The organism is Kocuria flava (assembly GCF_001482365.1).
GTDB lineage: Bacteria > Actinomycetota > Actinomycetes > Actinomycetales > Micrococcaceae > Kocuria > Kocuria flava.
This window is the reverse complement of record NZ_CP013254.1, coordinates 1,524,360-1,542,642: the sequence shown is the minus strand read 5'-3', so window position 1 is coordinate 1,542,642 and position 18,283 is coordinate 1,524,360. Positions and strand designations below refer to the sequence as shown.

14 protein-coding genes are annotated in these 18,283 nt (G+C 74.3%); 7 read left to right on the top strand and 7 right to left on the bottom strand.

The genetic code is table 11. The features are described 5' to 3' along the window. Positions 1-22: 22 nt before the first annotated feature. The 5 genes from AS188_RS06930 to AS188_RS06910 form a co-directional block, all read right to left on the bottom strand. The gene (locus AS188_RS06930; protein WP_058858242.1) at positions 23-859 is read right to left on the bottom strand and encodes an exodeoxyribonuclease III; all 837 of its coding nucleotides are present in this window, start codon (positions 857-859) and stop codon (positions 23-25) included. 53 nt (positions 860-912) lie between these two features. Then, complete coding sequence (locus tag AS188_RS06925; RefSeq protein ID WP_236945074.1) at positions 913-1,431, bottom strand: hypothetical protein; 519 nt, start codon at positions 1,429-1,431, stop codon at positions 913-915. A 43-nt stretch (positions 1,432-1,474) separates the two neighbouring features. Beyond that, positions 1,475-2,359 carry a bifunctional methylenetetrahydrofolate dehydrogenase/methenyltetrahydrofolate cyclohydrolase gene (locus AS188_RS06920; protein WP_058859782.1) on the bottom strand — a complete coding sequence of 295 codons (885 nt, stop codon included), beginning with the start codon at positions 2,357-2,359 and terminating at the stop codon, positions 1,475-1,477. Positions 2,360-2,364: 5 nt separating this feature from the next. Further along, the gene (gene glyA / locus AS188_RS06915) at positions 2,365-3,645 is read right to left on the bottom strand and encodes a serine hydroxymethyltransferase (protein WP_058858240.1); all 1,281 of its coding nucleotides are present in this window, start codon (positions 3,643-3,645) and stop codon (positions 2,365-2,367) included. 81 nt (positions 3,646-3,726) lie between these two features. After that, a complete protein-coding gene (locus AS188_RS06910) occupies positions 3,727-4,956 on the bottom strand; it encodes a heparan-alpha-glucosaminide N-acetyltransferase domain-containing protein (RefSeq protein ID WP_058858239.1) in 1,230 nt (409 codons plus the stop codon). A gap of 228 nt (positions 4,957-5,184) precedes the next feature. On the opposite strand from AS188_RS06910, the gene AS188_RS06905 reads away from it, so the two are divergent. The 4 genes from AS188_RS06905 to AS188_RS06890 all read left to right on the top strand — a co-directional run bounded on the left by AS188_RS06905 (position 5,185) and on the right by AS188_RS06890 (position 11,514). Next, positions 5,185-5,937 (top strand): response regulator transcription factor, encoded by a 753-nt coding sequence (locus AS188_RS06905; RefSeq protein WP_058858238.1) that lies wholly within the window; start codon positions 5,185-5,187, stop codon positions 5,935-5,937. A gap of 6 nt (positions 5,938-5,943) precedes the next feature. Next, entirely contained in the window at positions 5,944-7,461 is a 1,518-nt protein-coding gene (locus AS188_RS06900; RefSeq protein ID WP_058858237.1) for a sensor histidine kinase, read from the top strand. A 210-nt stretch (positions 7,462-7,671) separates the two neighbouring features. After that, the gene (locus tag AS188_RS06895) at positions 7,672-10,974 is read left to right on the top strand and encodes a beta-phosphoglucomutase family hydrolase (RefSeq protein WP_058858236.1); all 3,303 of its coding nucleotides are present in this window, start codon (positions 7,672-7,674) and stop codon (positions 10,972-10,974) included. A 9-nt stretch (positions 10,975-10,983) separates the two neighbouring features. Beyond that, entirely contained in the window at positions 10,984-11,514 is a 531-nt protein-coding gene (locus tag AS188_RS06890) for a gamma carbonic anhydrase family protein (protein ID WP_058858235.1), read from the top strand. 24 nt (positions 11,515-11,538) lie between these two features. Here the strand turns inward: AS188_RS06890 and AS188_RS06885 are convergent, their stop codons facing one another. Then, positions 11,539-12,141 (bottom strand): TetR/AcrR family transcriptional regulator, encoded by a 603-nt coding sequence (locus AS188_RS06885; RefSeq protein WP_236945073.1) that lies wholly within the window; start codon positions 12,139-12,141, stop codon positions 11,539-11,541. Positions 12,142-12,261: 120 nt separating this feature from the next. Between AS188_RS06885 and AS188_RS06880 the strand changes: the two genes are divergently transcribed. The 3 genes from AS188_RS06880 to AS188_RS06870 all read left to right on the top strand — a co-directional run bounded on the left by AS188_RS06880 (position 12,262) and on the right by AS188_RS06870 (position 16,531). Then, positions 12,262-13,488: a Gfo/Idh/MocA family protein gene (locus tag AS188_RS06880; protein WP_058858233.1), complete on the top strand. Its 1,227-nt coding sequence runs from the start codon at positions 12,262-12,264 to the stop codon at positions 13,486-13,488. 173 nt (positions 13,489-13,661) lie between these two features. Next, positions 13,662-14,165, top strand: a complete 504-nt coding sequence (locus AS188_RS06875; RefSeq protein ID WP_058858232.1) for an Hsp20/alpha crystallin family protein — start codon at positions 13,662-13,664, stop codon at positions 14,163-14,165. 143 nt (positions 14,166-14,308) lie between these two features. Further along, on the top strand, positions 14,309-16,531 hold the full coding sequence (locus tag AS188_RS06870; RefSeq protein WP_058858231.1) for an NADP-dependent isocitrate dehydrogenase: 2,223 nt from the start codon (positions 14,309-14,311) through the stop codon (positions 16,529-16,531). An 85-nt stretch (positions 16,532-16,616) separates the two neighbouring features. Here the strand turns inward: AS188_RS06870 and purH are convergent, their stop codons facing one another. After that, the gene (purH, locus tag AS188_RS06865) at positions 16,617-18,227 is read right to left on the bottom strand and encodes a bifunctional phosphoribosylaminoimidazolecarboxamide formyltransferase/IMP cyclohydrolase (RefSeq protein ID WP_058858230.1); all 1,611 of its coding nucleotides are present in this window, start codon (positions 18,225-18,227) and stop codon (positions 16,617-16,619) included. Positions 18,228-18,283 lie beyond the last annotated feature (56 nt).

The following is an 18,283-nucleotide window of genomic DNA, read 5'->3' as shown; positions in this document are numbered from 1 at the left end:
GGGGTTCCTTCGGTCGGCGGGATCAGAACTGGTAGTCGACGACCACGGGGGCGTGGTCGGAGAAGCGGGTGTCGTAGCTCTCGGCACGGTCCACGACGGCCGTGACCGCGCGGGCGGCGAGCCCGGGGGTGGCCATGTGGTAGTCGATCCGCCAGCCGGCGTCGGTGTCGAAGGCCTTTCCCCGGTAGGACCACCACGTGTAGGGGCCCGGCACCGGCCCGGCGAGCTCGCGGGCGACGTCCTTGTAGCCGAGCTCCCCGAAGAAGCGGTCGAAGTAGGCGCGCTCCTCGGGGAGGAACCCGGCGTTCTTGACGTTGCCCTTCCAGTTCTTGATGTCGAGCTCGGTGTGACCGACGTTGAGGTCCCCGACGACGAGCACGTGGTCGGCCTCGCGGGCGAGCTCGGGCAGCCGCTCGGTCATGACCTCGAGGAAGCGGTACTTGTCGTCCTGGCGGACGGTGCCGACCTCCCCGGAGTGGACGTAGGCGGAGACCACGGTGAGGGTCGAGCCGTCGGCCATGGCGTGGTCGGTCTCGACCCAGCGGCCGGAGGCGGCGAAGTGCTCGACGCCGATGGACCCGCGCCGGGCGGTCGGCACCAGCGCGCCCCCGCGGGCGTCGCGGCGGGTGGCGGTGGCCACCCCGGCGCGGCCCTTGTCCTCGGCCTCGGCGTGGTGGACGTCCCAGACCTGCTCGTCGAGCAGGCCGCGCACGATCCCGTCGGGGGCCCGGACCTCCTGCAGGCACAGGATGTCGACGTCGCGCTGCGCGAGCCAGTCGGCCATGCCGCGCTTGTAGGCGGCGCGGATGCCGTTGACGTTGACGGTGGCGACGCGCAGGCAGTTCTCGGGGCGGGTCATGCGGGGGGCACCTGTTCTCGGGGGTCGGGGTCGGGACGGGAAGGGGTGGGGCGTCAGTCGACGACGGTGCCGTGCAGCGGCTCCTGGCGCAGCATGCTCATCCCGTTGCCGGCGGTGATGTCGATGGTCTCCAGCGCCCGGTCGAGGGCCTCGCGCTCGGCGCTCCCGACGGGCAGCCCGTCGAGCTCCTGCTTGATGACCTTGGACTGGACCAGGACGATCTGGAAGCTGTGCGAGAGCTTCTCGTCGCGCATCGAGGCGGCCGGGCCGGAGGCCGTCGCGGCCGGTGCCCGGCCGTGCTCGGCGCGCAGCTGCTCGCGGGCCTCCTCGACCTGGCGGCGGCCGAACGCCGCGGCGCGCCGGACCATGAGCACGACCCACACGGCGAGCATGAGCCAGCCCAGGGCGATCCCCGCCAGGGCCCAGCCCAGCACCGAGTTCGCGTCGGCGGCCCGGAGCAGGGCGACGACGAAGATCACGACGAGCACGGCGAGGCCCACCACCGTCCCCCACAGGGCGGTGCGGTTCTCGCGGGCCGGGGCGGACGGGGTCGGGGATCCGAGGGAGCGCATGGCGCCCATTGTCTCAAATCCGCGCCCCGCCCACGAACCGGGCTCAGCGCAGCCCGGCCTCCCGCTCGGCGGACTCGACGACGTTGAGCAGCAGCATGGCCCGGGTCATGGGCCCGACCCCGCCGGGGTTCGGAGAGATCCACGAGGCCCGGGCGGCGGCGTCCGGGTGCACGTCCCCGGCCAGCTTCCGCCGGCCGGTCTCCGGGTCCTCGACCCGGGAGACCCCGACGTCGAGGAGCACGACGCCGTCCTTGAGGTGCTCGGGGCCGATCATGTGCGGGCGGCCCGCGGCGGCGACGACGACGTCGGCCTGGCCCAGCAGCGTCTCCAGGTCCCGGGTGCCGGTGTGGGCGAGGGTGACCGTGGCGTTGATCTCCTTGCGGGTCAGCAGCAGCCCGATGGGCCGTCCGACCGTCACGCCGCGACCCACGACGAGCACGTGCTTGCCGGCCAGCTCCACGTCGTGGCGGCGCAGCAGCTCGACCACGCCGTTGGGCGTGCACGGCAGCGGGGAGCGCATCGGCTCGGCGACGTTGAGCACGAGCCGTCCCAGGTTGGTCGGGTGCAGCCCGTCGGCGTCCTTGTCCGGGTCGATCCGCTCGAGCACGGCGTTGGTGTCGATCTGCGGGGGCAGCGGCAGCTGGACGATGTAGCCGGTGCAGGCGGGGTCGGCGTTGAGCTCGTCGAGGGTGCGCTCGAGCTCCTCCTGGGAGACGTCGGCCGGCAGCTCGCGGCGGATCGAGGCGATGCCGACCTCCGCGCAGTCCTTGTGCTTGCCGCCGACATAGGAGTGGGAGGCCGGGTCCTCGCCCACGAGGACCGTGCCGAGGCCGGGGACCACGCCCCGCTCGGCGAGCACGGCCACCCGCTGGGCGAGCTCGTCCTTGATGGCGGCGGCGGTGGCCCGCCCGTCGAGGATCTGCGCCACCGGGCTCACCACTGCTCCAGCCCCTCGTAGAGCGGCAGGTCCGCGGCGAGCGCGTCGACGCGGGCGCGCAGCGCCTCGACGTCGGCGCCGGGCTTCAGGGCCGCGGCGATGACGTCGGCGACCTCGGTGAACTCCGCGGTGCCGAAGCCGCGGGTGGCCAGGGCCGGGGTGCCGATGCGCAGCCCGGAGGTGACCATCGGCGGGCGCGGGTCCCACGGGACGGCGTTGCGGTTGACGGTGATCCCGGCGCGGTGCAGCAGGTCCTCGGCCTGCTTGCCGTCCAGCTCGGAGTCGCGCAGGTCCACGAGGACCAGGTGCACGTCGGTGCCGCCGGTGAGCACGGAGACCCCGGCCTCGGCGACGTCCGGGGCGGCGAGGCGCTCGGCGAGCAGGCGGGCGCCCTCGAGGGTGCGCTCCTGGCGCTCGCGGAACTCCTCGGTGGCCGCGATCCGGAAGGCCACGGCCTTGCCGGCGATGGCGTGCATCAGCGGCCCGCCCTGCTGGCCGGGGAAGACCGCGGAGTCGATCTTCTTCTTCAGCTCCCCGGTGGTGAGGATGACCCCGGATCGGGGGCCGGCGAGGGTCTTGTGCACGGTCGAGGTCACGACGTGGGCGTGCGGGACCGGGTTCGGGTGCAGCCCGGCGGCCACGAGACCGGCGAAGTGGGCCATGTCCACCCACAGCTTGGCCCCGACCTCGTCGGCGATGGAGCGGAAGGCCGCGAAGTCCAGCTGCCGGGGGTAGGCGGACCAGCCGGCGACGATGACGTCGGGGCGCTCGGCGAGGGCCTGCTCGCGGACCTTGTCCATGTCCAGCACGTAGCTCTCGGGGTCGACCTCGTAGGCGGCGATCTCGTAGAGCTTGCCGGAGACGTTGAGCCGCATCCCGTGGGTGAGGTGCCCGCCGTGGGCCAGGGACAGCCCCATGAGCTTGTCGCCGGGGTTCATCAGCGCCTGCATGACGGCGGTGTTGGCCTGGGCGCCGGAGTGCGGCTGGACGTTGGCGTGCTCGGCGCCGAACAGGGCGGTGGCCCGGTCGCGGGCGAGGTTCTCGACGACGTCGACGTGCTCGCACCCGCCGTAGTAGCGGCGGCCGGGGTAGCCCTCGGCGTACTTGTTGGTCAGCACCGAGCCCTGCGCCTCGAGCACGGCCCGCGGCGCGAAGTTCTCCGAGGCGATCATCTCGAGGGTGGACCGCTGGCGGCCGAGCTCGTCGGCGATGGCCGCCGCGATCTCCGGGTCGACCTCGGCGAGGGGCTGGTTGGTGACGGACGCGCTCGTGGACATGCCGCTCCTGGTGCTCGGGACCTGTGGTTCGGTCCCGATTCTAGGCGATGGGGCCCGTGCGGCGGGCCCGCCCGGGCGGGCTCAGCCGGCCGCGCCGGTCCCGCGGCGCAGCCACGCCCCGCGGGCCGCGCCGGCGCCCCGGGCGACCACCCGCTCGAGGGGCCCGCGGCCGAACGCGTTGCCCCAGGCGAGGGCGAACAGGGCGGCGAGCACCACGTGGGCCGTGAACCACGCCTCGGGCCGGTCGACGTGCAGCTCGGGGATCAGCGCGAGCAGGTGGGCGCTGTAGAGGGTCAGGGTCATGGCGCCCATCGCGGCCAGCGGCGCCAGCCAGGCCCCGGCCCGCCGGGCCACCAGGAGCATGCCGCCGAGCGCGGCGACCGCGATGCCGAGGTCCTGCAGGACCGACACCGGCGTGTTGGCGTGCGGGCCGGGGATCAGCAGCCACCACCACGTCGTCGTGGGCAGGGTGTCCCCGGGGCCCCACACGATGATCTCGTCGAGCTGCCACGCGTCGAGCCACGGGGTGGCGGCCAGGATCCGGTCGTAGCCGCCGCCGGCGATCACGGCCACCCAGTAGGTGCACCAGGCGGTGACCGCGAGCGCGGCCCCGCCCAGGAGCATCCCGGTCTGCACGCGCAGGGCGGAGAGGTTCAGGCGGCCCAGGCCGAGCCCGGCCAGCAGGTAGGCGAGGTAGACGAGGGCGGGGTAGGTGCCGGTGAGCAGGACCTGGGCGAGGACGGTGCCCGGGGCGGTGAGGACGTCGACGAGGGTCGGGCTGACCGTGTCGGGGGCGGGCAGCAGCGGCCCGAGCACGTGCAGCGCCACGGGGCCGGCCACGGCGGTCCCGGCGGCCCAGCCCAGCAGCGCCCGGGCGCCCAGGTGCAGGAACGGCAGGGCGAGCAGGAAGAACATGCCGTAGTAGAGCAGGATCCCGTAGGCGGGCGGGTCCTCGGGCATCAGCCCGTTGATCAGCAGCCCGGTGACGGCCACGAGCAGGGCGCGCACGACGATCCCGGCCCGGTCGGCCGCCAGCCGCCGGCCCCGGTGCGGGGTGCGGCCCCCGGTGGTGAAGGCCAGGCCCACCCCGGCCAGCAGCGCGAACAGTGCCGCGGACTGGCCGGAGAACAGCGTCCACTGCAGGGTGGCCCCGTCGTCGGCGGGGTCCCAGGCGGGCAGGATGTGCACGGCGATCAGCCCGACCAGGGCGAGCCCCCGGGCGGCGTCGACGCCCACCAGCCGGCGCCCGGACCGGCCGGCGGTCCCGTCCGCGGCCGGCGCCCCCGTCCGGTGGTCCTCGATGCTGCTCATGCGTGCCGTCCCCTCCTCGGTGTGCGCGCCGGGCCCCCTGCCCGACGGCGCCCCGGGCGTCCCCCGGGGTGCGGGAACCAGTCGACCACCCGGGGATGTGGCCGTCTTAGCGGCATCGTGTGCGTCCGCTGTGAAAGCCCCGGAGGCCGCCGGCCCGCCGCTAGGCTGGCCGGGACGGGCGCGGGTGCGCCCGTCGGGAGGAGGACCGATGGGACGGGGGCGCACGCGGTGAGCGGGGCGGAGCAGCGGCCGGTGGCGCTGGACCTGCCGCGGCTGACCCACCCGGACGGCACGCCCGTGCGGGTGCTGGTGGTGGACGACGAGCCGCTGCTGGCCCAGATGGTGGGCATGGGCCTGGGCATGCTGGGCTGGTCGGTGCGCACGGCCCACGACGGCGAGACGGCCGTCGCCGAGGCCCGCGAGTTCCGCCCGGACGTGCTCGTGCTGGACGTCATGCTGCCGGGGTGCTCGGGCGTGGAGGTCCTGGAGCGGGTCCACGCCTTCGACCCGGAGGTCCCCGCCCTGTTCCTCACCGCCAAGGACAGCGCCGAGGACCGGATCATGGGCCTGGTCGCCGGCGGGGACGACTACGTCACCAAGCCGTTCAACATGGAGGAGCTGATGCTGCGGCTGCACCGGCTCGTGCACCGCTCCGGCGCGGCCCGGGCCGACCACGCCGAGCTCGTGGTCGGGGACCTCGTGCTCAACCGCGACACCCGGGAGGTCACCCGGGCGGGGCGTGCGGTGGAGCTGACGGCCACCCAGTTCGAGCTGCTGCGCTACCTGATGGAGAACCCCCGCCGGGTGCTGAGCAAGCCGCAGATCCTGGAGCGGGTGTGGGGCTACGACTTCGGCGGGCAGACGAACATCGTGGAGCTCTACATCTCCTACCTGCGCAAGCGCGTCGACGCCGGCCACGAGCCCATGATCCACACGGTGCGCGGGGCGGGCTACGTGCTGCGCCCGGCCGCGGGCGCCTGAGCCGCCGTGGACACGGCGGGCCGGGGCGTGCGCGGGCTGCGCGCGCGGGCGCTGCCGCTGCGCAGCCGGCTGGTGCTGCTGCTGCTGGCGCTGCTGACCGTGGTCTGCCTCGCGGTCGGGCTGCTGGGGCAGGCGGCGCTGGACGTCTTCCTGACCCGGCAGCTCGACGAGGACCTCGACCAGCAGGTCCGCCGCACCCTGCGCGCCGGGGTGCAGGGGCCGGACGACCCCGCGGAGCGCCCCGACGACGGCCCGCAGGACCGTCCCGAGGGCCGGGTCGCGTGGGCGGGCAACGTCAGCGCGCGCCTGGTCGACGGCCACGTGGTGGAGGCCGACGTGATCGCCGGCAACGGCGCCCACGAGGCCCTGCCCGAGGAGGACCTCGGGCGGATCGAGGCGCTGGCCCACCGGCTGGGGGACGACGCGGGCGGGACCCGCGGGACGGAGCTGGGGCCGGTCGACGCGCAGCTGTCCACCGGCGGGTACCGGGTGCAGGCCGTGGACGACCCGTGGGAGCTGGGCTCCGTGCTCGTGGGCCTGCCCACGGAGGAGAAGCAGGACACGCTGAACTCGTTCCGCCTCGCGAGCGCGGGGATCTCCGTGCTGGCCATCGGCGGGACCGGCCTGATGGGGCTGGTGCTGGTGCGCCGGACGCTGCAGCCGCTCGAGGAGCTCGCCGACGTCGCGACCCGCGTCTCCGAGCTGGACCTGGACCGCGGGGAGATCGTGCTGCCGGTCGACGCGGTGCGCACCTCCGAGGACCCGGGCACGGAGATCGGCCGCCTCGGCCACGCCTTCGGGCTGATGCTGGGCAACGTCGCCCACGCCCTCACGGCCCGCCAGCGCAGCGAGACGCGGGTGCGCCGCTTCGTCGCCGACGCCAGCCACGAGCTGCGCACGCCACTGGCGAGCGTGCGCGGCTACGCGGAGCTGATCCGGCTGACCGAGCCGATGAGCCCGCAGGGCCGCACCTCCCTGTCCCGGGTCGAGTCCGAGGCGGCGCGGATGACGGCGCTCGTGGAGGACCTGCTGCTGCTGGCGCGCCTGGACGAGGGCCGCCCGGTGGTGGCCGTGGACGTGGACCTGCTGGAGCTGGTCGTGGAGACGGTCAGCGACGCCCGGGTCACGGCGCGCGGCCACGACTGGCGGATGCGCCTGCCCGACGAGCCGGTGCTGGTGCGCGGGGACCCCGCGCAGCTGCGCCAGGTGCTGATCAACCTGCTCGCCAACGCCCACCAGCACACCCCGGAGGGGACCACGGTCACCGCCGGGCTGGCGGCCGAGGACGGCTGGGCAGCGCTCGAGGTCGCCGACGACGGGCCCGGGATCGACCCGCAGTTCCTGGACCACATCTTCTCCCGCTTCGCCCGGGAGGACGACGCCCGCGCCGGCACGACCGGCGGGTCCGGCCTGGGGCTGTCGATCGTCGAGGCCATCGTCGCCGCCCACCACGGGACGGTGACGGTCGACAGCGCCCCCGGGTCGACCTGCTTCACCGTCCGCCTGCCCGCGGCCTCCGGCTGAGCCCGGCCCCGCGGGCCCTGCTTGCTCCTGGGACGGCGGGGGCCTTTAATGAACTGGTCAGGAACCGTTCGGCACGGGCGGGGCAGTTGCTCCTCCCCCGCCGAAACCGCAACGCCGCGTCCGGGGTCCGTAGCGTGCCGCGTGCTGGGTTTCCCGTGCGGTCCCGCCGGGGCCCCGGGCACTGCCCGTCACGCTCCGGAGGATCCCCCCGTGAACGCTCTTCCCACGGCCCCGTTCACCGCGTCCCTGCCCCGCGTGCGCACCGCCGAGAACCCCCCGTTCGCCGTCGACGGGCTGCGCATCCCGCACGAGGCCGTGATCTTCGACATGGACGGGGTCGTGACGGACACCGCGGCGGTGCACGCCGCCGCGTGGCGGACGCTGTTCGACGCGATCCTCGCCGACGCGCGGCTCGAGCCCGCCGAGGAGGGCGGGCAGGTCGACCGCCGCCCGTTCGACGCCGACGCCGACTACCGCCACTACGTGGACGGGCGCCGCCGCGAGGACGGGATCCGCTCCCTGCTGGCCGCCCGCGGCGCCCGGCTGCCCGAGGGCGAGGAGACCCCCGGGGCGTGGACCGTCCAGGGCCAGGCCGCGCTGAAGAACACCTACTTCCAGGAGGTGCTCGAGCAGACCGGCGTGCGGGTCTTCGCCGGGACGGTGGCGCTGATCGAGCGGCTGCGCGCCGCCGGGGTGCCGGTCGGGCTCGTGACGGCCAGCCGCAACAGCGTCCCCGTGCTGGCCGCCGCCGGCCTGCAGGACGCCTTCGACATCATCGTGGACGGCCACTTCGCCGCCGAGCACGGGCTGCCCGGCAAGCCCGAGCCCGACACCTTCCTCACCTGCGCCCGGATGCTCGGGGTCGACCCGGCCCGCTCCGTGGTCGTGGAGGACGCCGTGGCCGGCGTGCGCGCCGCGGCCGCCGGCGGCTTCGGCACGGTCGTGGGCGTGCGCCGCCACGGCGAGCGCCGGGACCTCTACCGCGCCGGCGCGACCCTCGTGCTCAACGACGTCGCCGAGCTGGACCTGGGCTCCCGCCGCGAGGACCCGTGGAAGCTGGTCTTCGAGGGCTTCGACCCCGCCACCGAGCCGCGCCGCGAGGCCCTGCTGACGCTGGCCAACGGCTACATGGGCGTGCGCGGATCGGCCTGCGAGTTCGCCGACAACGGCGTGCACTACCCCGGCAACTACCTGGCCGGGGTGTTCAACCGCGTGGTCAGCCACCTCAGCGGCCGCGACGTCGAGCACGAGTCGATGGTCAACGCCCCCAACTGGACCCACCTGGACCTGCGCGTCTCGGGCGGGGAGTGGTGGTCCGAGGGCGGTCTCGTGCCCTCCGAGGAGCGGGTCGAGCTGGACCTGCGCCGGGGCCTGCTCGTGCGCTCGCTCGTGCTCACCGACCTCAACGGCGACCTGGGCGACGACGGCTCCCGCGCCCGCCTGGAGATCGTCCAGCGCCGGCTCGTCTCGCTGCGCTACCGCCACCTCGGGGCCCAGGAGACCACGGTGACCGCCCGCGGGTGGTCCGGGCGGCTGCACGTGCGCACCGGCATCGACCCGACCGTGCGCAACAACGGCGTGGCGGAGTACAAGGAGCTCAACGCCCACCACCTGGTGGACCTCGAGTCCACCTCCCTGCCCGACGACCACGAGACGCTGCTCTCGCACGTGCGCACCACCCAGTCGAAGATCGAGATCACCACCGCCCAGCGGACCCGGATCGAGGGCGGGCAGAACGTGCGGGAGCGGCGCGAGATCCGCCCCGGCGGCACCGAGTTCCGCCGCCACCAGGTCAACGTGGCCGAGGGCAAGCCGGTGGTCATCGACTCGACCACGGCCGTGGTCACCAGCCGCGACGCCGCGATCGGCTCCCCGCGCGAGGGCGCGCTCGCCGAGCTGGACCGCAACCCCTCCGGGGTGCGGGGGCTGCTGCCCTCCCACGAGACCGAGTGGCAGCTGCTGTGGGACCGCTACGACGTGGACGTGTGCCCCGACCCGGCCGAGCGCACGGGCGAGCTGTGCATGACGCAGCTGGCGCTGCGGGTGCACCTGTTCCACGTCGCCCAGACCCTCGCCCCGCACATGTCCCTGCGCGACGCCGGGGTCCCGGCCCGCGGCCTGCACGGGGAGGGCTACCGGGGCCACATCTTCTGGGACGAGCTCTACATCCTGCCGGTCGTGAACCTGCGCCAGCCGGCGGTGACCCGCTCGCTGCTGTCCTACCGGTGGCGGCGCCTGGCCATGGCCCGGCACCGGGCCACCGAGTTCGGCCTCGAGGGCACCGCCTTCCCGTGGCAGTCCGGCTCGGACGGGCGCGAGGAGACCCCGCCGGAGCTGTTCAACCACCACTCGAACCGGTGGCTGCCGGACAACTCGTGGCGGCAGTTCCACGTGGGCCTGGCGATCGCCTACAACGCCTGGATCTACTACGAGACCACCGGTGACCTCGACTGGCTGGCCGGGCAGGGCGCGGAGCTGATCATCGGCATCACCCGCCTGTTCGCCTCCCTGACCGACTACGACCCGGCCGACGAGCGCTACCACATCGCCGGGGTGATGGGCCCGGACGAGTACCACGACGGCCCGCGCGGCCAGCACGGGGGCGGGCTGAAGGACAACGCCTACACCAACGTGCTCGCGGCCTGGCTGTTCCGGCACAGCGCCCACATCTTCAACGACATGGTGGAGCACCAGCGCGAGGAGCTCTCGGCCCGCTACGACCTCACCGCCGAGGAGGTCGGCACCTGGCAGCGGATGGCGGAGCGGATGTTCGTCCCGTTCAACCGCGACGGCACGGTCAGCCAGTTCGACGGCTGGGACGACCTCGACGAGCTGGACTGGGAGTACTACCGGGCCAAGTACCGCAACATCGGCCGCCTCGACCTCCTGCTGGAGAACGAGGGGGACATGACCAACAACTACAAGCTCGCCAAGCAGGCCGACGCGATCATGCTGGTCTACCTCTTCGGCCCCGAGGGCCTGGTCGAGGAGCTGGGGCGGATGGGCTACGCGGTGGACCACGCGACGATCGAGCGCACGGTCGACCACTACATCGCCCGGTCCTCCCACGGCTCCTCGCTCTCGCGGGTGGTCAACGCCTCGGTGCTCGCGTGGCTGCACCCGGACCGGTCGTGGTCGGCGTTCCAGGACGCGCTGCTGATCGACCTCGACGACACGCAGGGCGGGACGACCGGCGAGGGGATCCACCTCGGTGCGATGGCCGGCTCGGTCGACGTCGTCACCCGCGCCTACGCCGGGCTGCGGGTGCGCGGGGAGTGGCTGGAGTTCGACCCGGCCCTGCCCAGCCAGCTCGAGAAGGTCTCCTTCACCGTCCTCTACCGCGGTCAGATGATCCGGGTGTGCATCGACCACCAGGTCCTCGAGCTGGAGGGCACCTCGCGCCGGGCCGGCAGCGTCACCGTGCACGTGCACGGGGCCGAGTACGTGCTCAAGGGCGGGCAGCGGATCCGCGTCGCCATCCAGCAGCGCCACCCCCGGCGGGGCGCCCACTAGGCTGGGCCCATGGACGCACAGGCCACCACCGCACGGGTGCTGCCCCACGGCGGGCACACGCCCCGGATCGACCCCACCGCCTTCGTCGCCCCGGGGGCGACCGTGGTCGGGGACGTCGAGCTCGGCCCGGACTCCGGGGTCTTCTACGGCGCCGTCGTGCGCGGGGACCGCTCCCCCGTGCGCCTGGGCGCGGGCTCGAACCTGCAGGACAACGTCGTGGTCCACTCGGACCCCGGCCACCCCTGCACGATCGGGGCCGGCGTCAGCGTCGGCCACGGGGCCGTGGTCCACGGGTGCACCGTGGCCGACGGCGTGCTCGTGGGGATGAACGCGACCGTCCTCAACGGCGCGGTGGTCGGCGAGGGCTCCCTCGTGGCCGCCGGCGCGGTGGTGCTGGAGGGCACCGTGGTCCCGCCCCGCTCCCTGGTCGCCGGCGTCCCCGCGAAGGTGCGCCGGGAACTGACCGCGGAGGAGCAGGAGCGCGTGCGCACCAACGCGCGCACCTACGTGCGGCTCTCCGCCGAGCACCGCCCGGCCTGAGGAGCGCACCCGGCGCGGCCGGGATCAGGGGGCCGCGAGCGTGCGGGCGTAGTCGCGGTAGGCCTCGGGGTCGAAGCCGGGCAGCAGGCACGACTGGACCACCCAGCCCTGGAGCACCGACAGGATCGCCTGGGCGAACATCCCCGTCCACTCCTGCGCCGCGGCCTCGTCCAGGCCCAGCTCCTCGACGGCCCACCGCCCGTAGCGCCGGGCCACGAGCGCCCGCAGCCGCCCCAGGTGCTCCCCGGCGAGCGCGCCGAGGGCCGGGTCGGTCGCGGCCGCGCCCCAGGTGACCAGCAGCAGCCGGGTCGTGGCAGGATCCGCGGCCAGGCGCTCGAGCAGGGCCACGAGCCACTCCGCCGGCTCGAAGGCCGGGACCGCGCCGTCCCCGGCCGGGTCCGCGCCGTCCCCGGCGAGCACGCGGTCCAGGGCCGCGCCCGCGGCGGCGAGCACGAGCTCCTGCTTGGACGGGAAGTGGTTGTACAGGGCCCCGGCGGACAGCCCCGTCGCGGCGATGATCCGGTGCATCGAGGCGCCCTCGTAGCCGTGCTCGAGGAAGCACCCGCTCGCGGCCTCGACGATCTGCGCGCGCCGCCGCTGCCGGTACTGCTCGCTCACCCTCGCCACGCCCGCCAGTCTAGGCGAGGCCCGCCGGGGCGGCAGAACGGTCGTCCGCTCGGCCCGCCTCCTGCCCCGGGCGGGGACGGGCAGCGGTGCGGGGACGGCGCCGGGTGGCAGAATGCGACGATGCCGCACTCCCCCGCCCCGCACACCCCAGCGACCCCCGCCCCCGGGAGCAGTGACCCCGGCAGGCACGCCCCCGACCCCTCGGCCACGGACCCCTCGGCCGCCGCCCCTGCCTGCGCCGCCGCCCCGGCCCTCGCCCCGTTCGCCGCCGCGGCCCTGGAGGCCGCGCACCTGGACGAGCCGCTGGTCCCCACGGGCCGCTCCCTCCGGTGGGGCGTGGTGAGCACCGCGTCGATCGCCGAGAAGGTCGTCCCGGACATCGCGGCCCTGCCCGACGCCCGGGTCGTGGCCGTGAGCTCGCGGGTGCAGGCCCGGGCCGAGGACTTCGCCCGCCGGCACGGGATCGAGCGCGCCTACGGGGACACCGCCGCGGCCACGGGACTGGAGCGGCTGGCGGGCGACCCCGACGTCGAGGTCGTCTACGTGGCCACCCCGCACGGCCACCACCACCGCGACGTCTCGGTCCTGCTGCGCGCCGGCAAGCACGTCGTGTGCGAGAAGGCCCTGGCGATCACCGCCGCGGAGGTCCGCGACCTGATCCGCCTCGCGCGCGCCCACGGGGTGCTGCTCATGGAGGCGGTCTGGACGCGGACGACCCCGGGCTTCCGGGCCGCGCTGCGCCGGGTGCGCGACGGGGACCTGGGCCGGGTGCGGGCCGTGGACGGCACGATCGGCATGTCCCGCCCGGTCGACCCGGACCACCGGCTGTTCTGCCGGGCCGACGGGGGCGGCGTGCTGCTGGACATGCTCGTCTACCCGCTGACCTGGACCGCCGCCCTGCTGGGCGCACCGCGCTCGTGGACCGCCCGGGCCGAGCTCGGCCCGACCGCCGTGGACGTGGACACCGCCCTGGCCCTCGAGTTCGGCGGCGCCCGCGGGCACGTCAGCGGCACGCTCTCGGCGGCGGTCCCCCACCAGGTGGTGGTCTCGGGCACCGAGGGGTGGCTGCGCGTGGACGGGCGGATCAACTGCCCCACGGCCCTCGTGGTGCAGCCGGCGGAGGGGCTGCGCCGGGGCGCGCCCCCCGTCGTCGAGCGCGTGGCCGTCGCCGGCGCCGGCTACGTCTACGAGATGCGCGAGGCGACCCGCTGCGTGCAGGCCGGACTGACCGAGTCCCCGGTGCTGCCGTGGGTCGACTCCCTGGCGACCGCGGAGTTCTTCGACCGCGTGCGGGAGCGGATCGGGCTCGTCTACCCGCACGACGACGCCCTGCCCGCCGGCCGCTGAGGGGCCCGCAGCGGCACGGGGGCGCTCCCGGGCGGTGGACGGTTCGCCGTGGGCGATCCGGCCCGGGACCCGTTGCCCGCCCGGCCGGCGAGGGCTATCCTGATCACAGTTGAGTTGATCGGACTCAACTAAGTGTCTGGACCATTGCTCATTTGGTTGAGGAGATGATTGACATGGCCACCATGTTCTCCCCGTTCAACGACTTCGACCGTCTGGCGAACTCCTTCTTCGCCCGCCCGGGCCTGCGGGAGATGCCGATGGACCTGTACCGGGACGGCGACGAGTACATCCTGCGGGCGGACCTGCCGGGCATCGACCCGGAGAGCGTCGACGTGGACGTCGACGGCCAGCTGCTCACGATCCGGGCCGAGCGCAAGCTGCCCGAGGTCAAGGACGTGCAGTGGATCACCCGCGAGCGGCAGAGCTCCTCGTTCGTGCGCCAGCTCAACCTGGGCCAGGGCATCGACATCGACGGCATCGCCGCGAGCTACGACAACGGCGTGCTCACGGTGACCATCCCCGTCTCGGCCCAGGCCAAGCCGCGCAAGATCCAGGTCGTCTCCGGCGGCGACGACCGGCAGTCCCTGGGCGGCGGGACCGGCTCGGGCGGGGACCGCGTGATCGGCGAGGGCGAGCTCGTCAACGGCGAGACCTCGACCCAGTCCACCGAGGGCTGAGCACCGGCGACCGCACCCGCGCACGGCCGGTCCGGACCGGCCCTCTCCCCGTTCCCGTTCCGGGGGCCCGCGGCGCCTCGGGTAGATTGAGCCCAGGAACCACCGTCCCGATCCGACCACGTTCATGGGAGAGAAGCCCGCACATGGCAAAGATCATCTACACCCGCACCGACGAGGCGCCGCTGCTCGCCACCTACTCCTTCAAGCCGGTCGTCGAGGCCTTCGCCTCCACCGCCGGCGTCGAGGTGGAGACCCGCGACATCTCGCTGGCCGGCCGCATCGTCGCGGCCTTCTCCGACCGCCTGCCGGAGGACCAGCGGATGGCCGACGCCCTCGCCGAGCTGGGCGAGCTGGCCAAGACCCCCGAGGCCAACATCATCAAGCTGCCGAACATCTCGGCCTCCGTGCCGCAGCTCAAGGCCGCCGTCAAGGAGCTCCAGGGCCAGGGCTTCGACCTGCCGGACTACCCGGACGAGCCGGGGACCGACGAGGAGAAGGAGGTCCGGGCCCGGTACGACAAGATCAAGGGCTCGGCCGTCAACCCGGTGCTGCGCGAGGGCAACTCCGACCGCCGCGCCCCCGCCTCGGTGAAGAACTACGCCCGGAAGAACCCGCACCGCATGGGCGAGTGGTCCGCCGACTCGCGCACCAACGTCGCGACCATGGGCGCCGACGACTTCCGCGCCAACGAGCAGTCCGTCGTCGTCGCCGAGGACGGCGCCCTGAGCATCCGCCTGGTCGCCGAGGACGGCTCGACCACCGTCCTCAAGGAGTCCGTGCCGGTGCTCGCCGGCGAGGTCGTGGACTCCACCGTGATGCGCGCCGCCGCCCTGGACGCGTTCCTGGCCGAGCAGGTCGAGCGCGCCAAGCGCGAGGACGTGCTGTTCTCGGTGCACCTGAAGGCCACCATGATGAAGGTCTCCGACCCGATCATCTTCGGCCACGTGATCGAGGCGTTCTTCCCCGAGCTCTTCGCCGCGCACGGCGAGGCGCTGCGCGAGGCCGGGCTGAGCCCGGACAACGGCCTCGCCGCGATCCTCAACGGCCTCGACGACCTCCCCGCCGGCGTGCGGGACGAGGTGCGGGCCGCCGTCGACAAGGGGCTCGCCGAGGGCCCGAAGCTCGCGATGGTCAACTCGGACAAGGGCATCACGAACCTGCACGTGCCCTCCGACGTCATCGTCGACGCCTCGATGCCCGCGATGATCCGCACCTCCGGGCACATGTGGGGCCCGGACGGCGAGGAGGCCGACACCCTCGCGGTGCTCCCGGACAGCTCCTACGCCGGGGTCTACCAGGTCGTCATCGACGACTGCCGCAGGAACGGCGCCTTCGACCCGCGCACCATGGGCTCCGTGCCCAACGTCGGGCTCATGGCCATGAAGGCCGAGGAGTACGGCTCCCACGACAAGACCTTCGAGATCCCCGCCGCCGGCCGCGTGCAGGTCGTGGACGGCTCCGGGACCGTGCTCATGGAGCACGAGGTCGCCGCCGGCGACATCTGGCGGGCCTGCCAGACCAAGGACGTCGCCGTGCGCGACTGGGTCAAGCTGGCCGTCACCCGCGCCCGCGCCACCGGCTCCCCCGCGGTGTTCTGGCTGGACCGCGGCCGCGCCCACGACGCCAACCTGATCGCCAAGGTCGAGCAGTACCTGGGCGAGCACGACACCGAGGGCCTGCAGCTGGAGATCATGTCCCCCGAGGAGGCCACCGCCTTCTCGCTCGAGCGGATCCGCCGCGGCGAGGACACCATCTCCGTCACCGGCAACGTGCTGCGCGACTACCTCACCGACCTGTTCCCGATCCTCGAGCTGGGCACCTCCGCGAAGATGCTCTCCGTGGTGCCGCTGATCAACGGCGGCGGCCTGTTCGAGACGGGCGCCGGCGGGTCGGCCCCGAAGCACGTCCAGCAGCTGGTGGAGGAGAACCACCTGCGCTGGGACAGCCTCGGCGAGTTCCTCGCCCTGGCGGCGAGCTTCGACCACCTGGCCACCCGCTACGACAACGCCCGCGCCCAGGTCCTGGCCGACACCCTGGACCGCGCGACCGGGACCTTCCTCGAGGAGAACAAGTCCCCCAGCCGCAAGGCCGGGGAGATCGACAACCGGGGCAGCCACTTCTACCTGGCCCTGTACTGGGCCCAGGAGCTCGCCCGGCAGGACGCCGACGCCGAGCTGGCCCGGGCGTTCGCGGCCGTCGCGCAGGAGCTGGCCGAGAACGAGCAGGCGATTAACGAGGAGCTGCTCGCCGTGCAGGGCCGCCCGGCCGACATCGGCGGGTACTACCGTCCCGACGACGCGAAGACCACCGCGGTGATGCGCCCGTCGGAGACCTTCAACCGGGTGCTGGCCTCGCTCAGCGCCTGATCCCCGGACACGGGCCGAGGGCCCCTCCCGCCGTGTGCGGGAGGGGCCCTCGGCCGTCTCCGGGCGGGGCGCCGCCCGGGCCCGGTCAGTGGAAGAAGTGCCGGGCACCGGTGAAGTACATCGTCACCCCGGCGGCGCGGGCGGCCTCGACGACCTCCTCGTCGCGCACCGACCCGCCGGGCTGGACCACGGCGCGCACCCCGGCGTCGAGCAGCACCTGCAGGCCGTCGGCGAAGGGGAAGAACGCGTCCGAGGCGGCCACCGCGCCGCGGGCCCGCTCCGCGCCGTCCGCGCCGAGGGTGTTGGCGCGCTCGACGGACAGCCGGCAGGAGTCGACCCGGTTGACCTGGCCCATGCCGATGCCCACGGAGGCGCCGTCGTCGGCGAGCAGGATCGCGTTGGACTTCACGGCCCGCAGGGCCCGCCACGCGAAGGCGAGGTCGGCGAGGGTGCGCTCGTCGGCGGCCTCGCCCGCGGCGAGGGTCCAGTGGGCGGGGTCGTCGCCCTCGGCGTCGAGCCGGTCCGGCAGCTGCAGCAGGGCCCCGCCGGAGACCTGGCGGTACTCCAGCGCGTCGCGGCCGAAGTCCTCCGGCAGCTGCAGCAGGCGGATGTTCTTCTTCTCCTGCAGCAGCTCGAGGGCCTCGGGCTCGAAGCCGGGGGCCACGACGACCTCGGTGAAGATGTCCTTGACGGTCTCGGCCATGGCCCGGGTCACGGGCCGGTTGGCCGCGATCACCCCGCCGTAGGCCGAGAGCGGGTCGCAGGCGTGGGCCTTGCGGTGGGCCTCGGCGACCGGGTCCGCAGCCCCCGGCCCGGCGACCGCGACGCCGCAGGGGTTGTTGTGCTTGACGACCGCCACGGCGGGCTCGTCGAAGTCGTAGGCGGCGCGCAGCGCGGCGTCGGCGTCCACGTAGTTGTTGTAGGACATCTCCTTGCCGTGCAGCTGGTCGGCCTGGGCGATGCCCGGGGCGGCGGCCTCGTCGACGTACAGGGCCGCCCGCTGGTGGGGGTTCTCGCCGTAGCGCAGGGTCGCCGCGCGCTGGAGGGCGAGCCCGGCGTAGGGCGGGAAGGCGTTCGCCTCCTCGTCGCCGGCGAACTGCTGCATGGTCCAGGTGGCCACGGCGGTGTCGTAGGCGGCGGTGTGGGCGAAGGCGGCGGCGGCCAGCCGGCGGCGGGCGGCGAGGTCGAACCCGCCGGCGCGGGCGGCCTCGACGACCCGGTCGTAGCCGGCCGGGTCGACGACCACGGAGACGGCCGCGTGGTTCTTGGCCGCGGCGCGGACCATGGAGGGCCCGCCGATGTCGATCTGCTCCACCACGTCGTCCTGACCGGCCCCGGAGCGCACGGTCCGCGTGAACGGGTAGAGGTTGACGACGACGAGGTCGAAGGGCTCGATCTCCAGCTGCGCGAGCTGCTCCATGTGCTCGGGCTTGCGCCGGTCGGCCAGGATGCCGGCGTGCACGCGCGGGTGCAGGGTCTTCACCCGGCCCTCGAGGCACTCCTGGAACCCGGTCACCTCGGCGACCTGGGTGACGGGAATTCCCGCGGCGGCGATCCGCTCGGCCGTGGAGCCGGTGGAGACGAGAGCCACGCCGGCCTCGTGCAGCCCGCGGGCGAGGTCCTCCAGGCCCGTCTTGTCGTAGACGGACACCAGGGCTCGTCGGATGGGCACGCGGTCGGGCTGGGGAAGGCTCACGGGAACTCCAAGCGTCGGGGTCGGCGGGTGTCGGCGCGGCGCGCCGCCCACCAGTC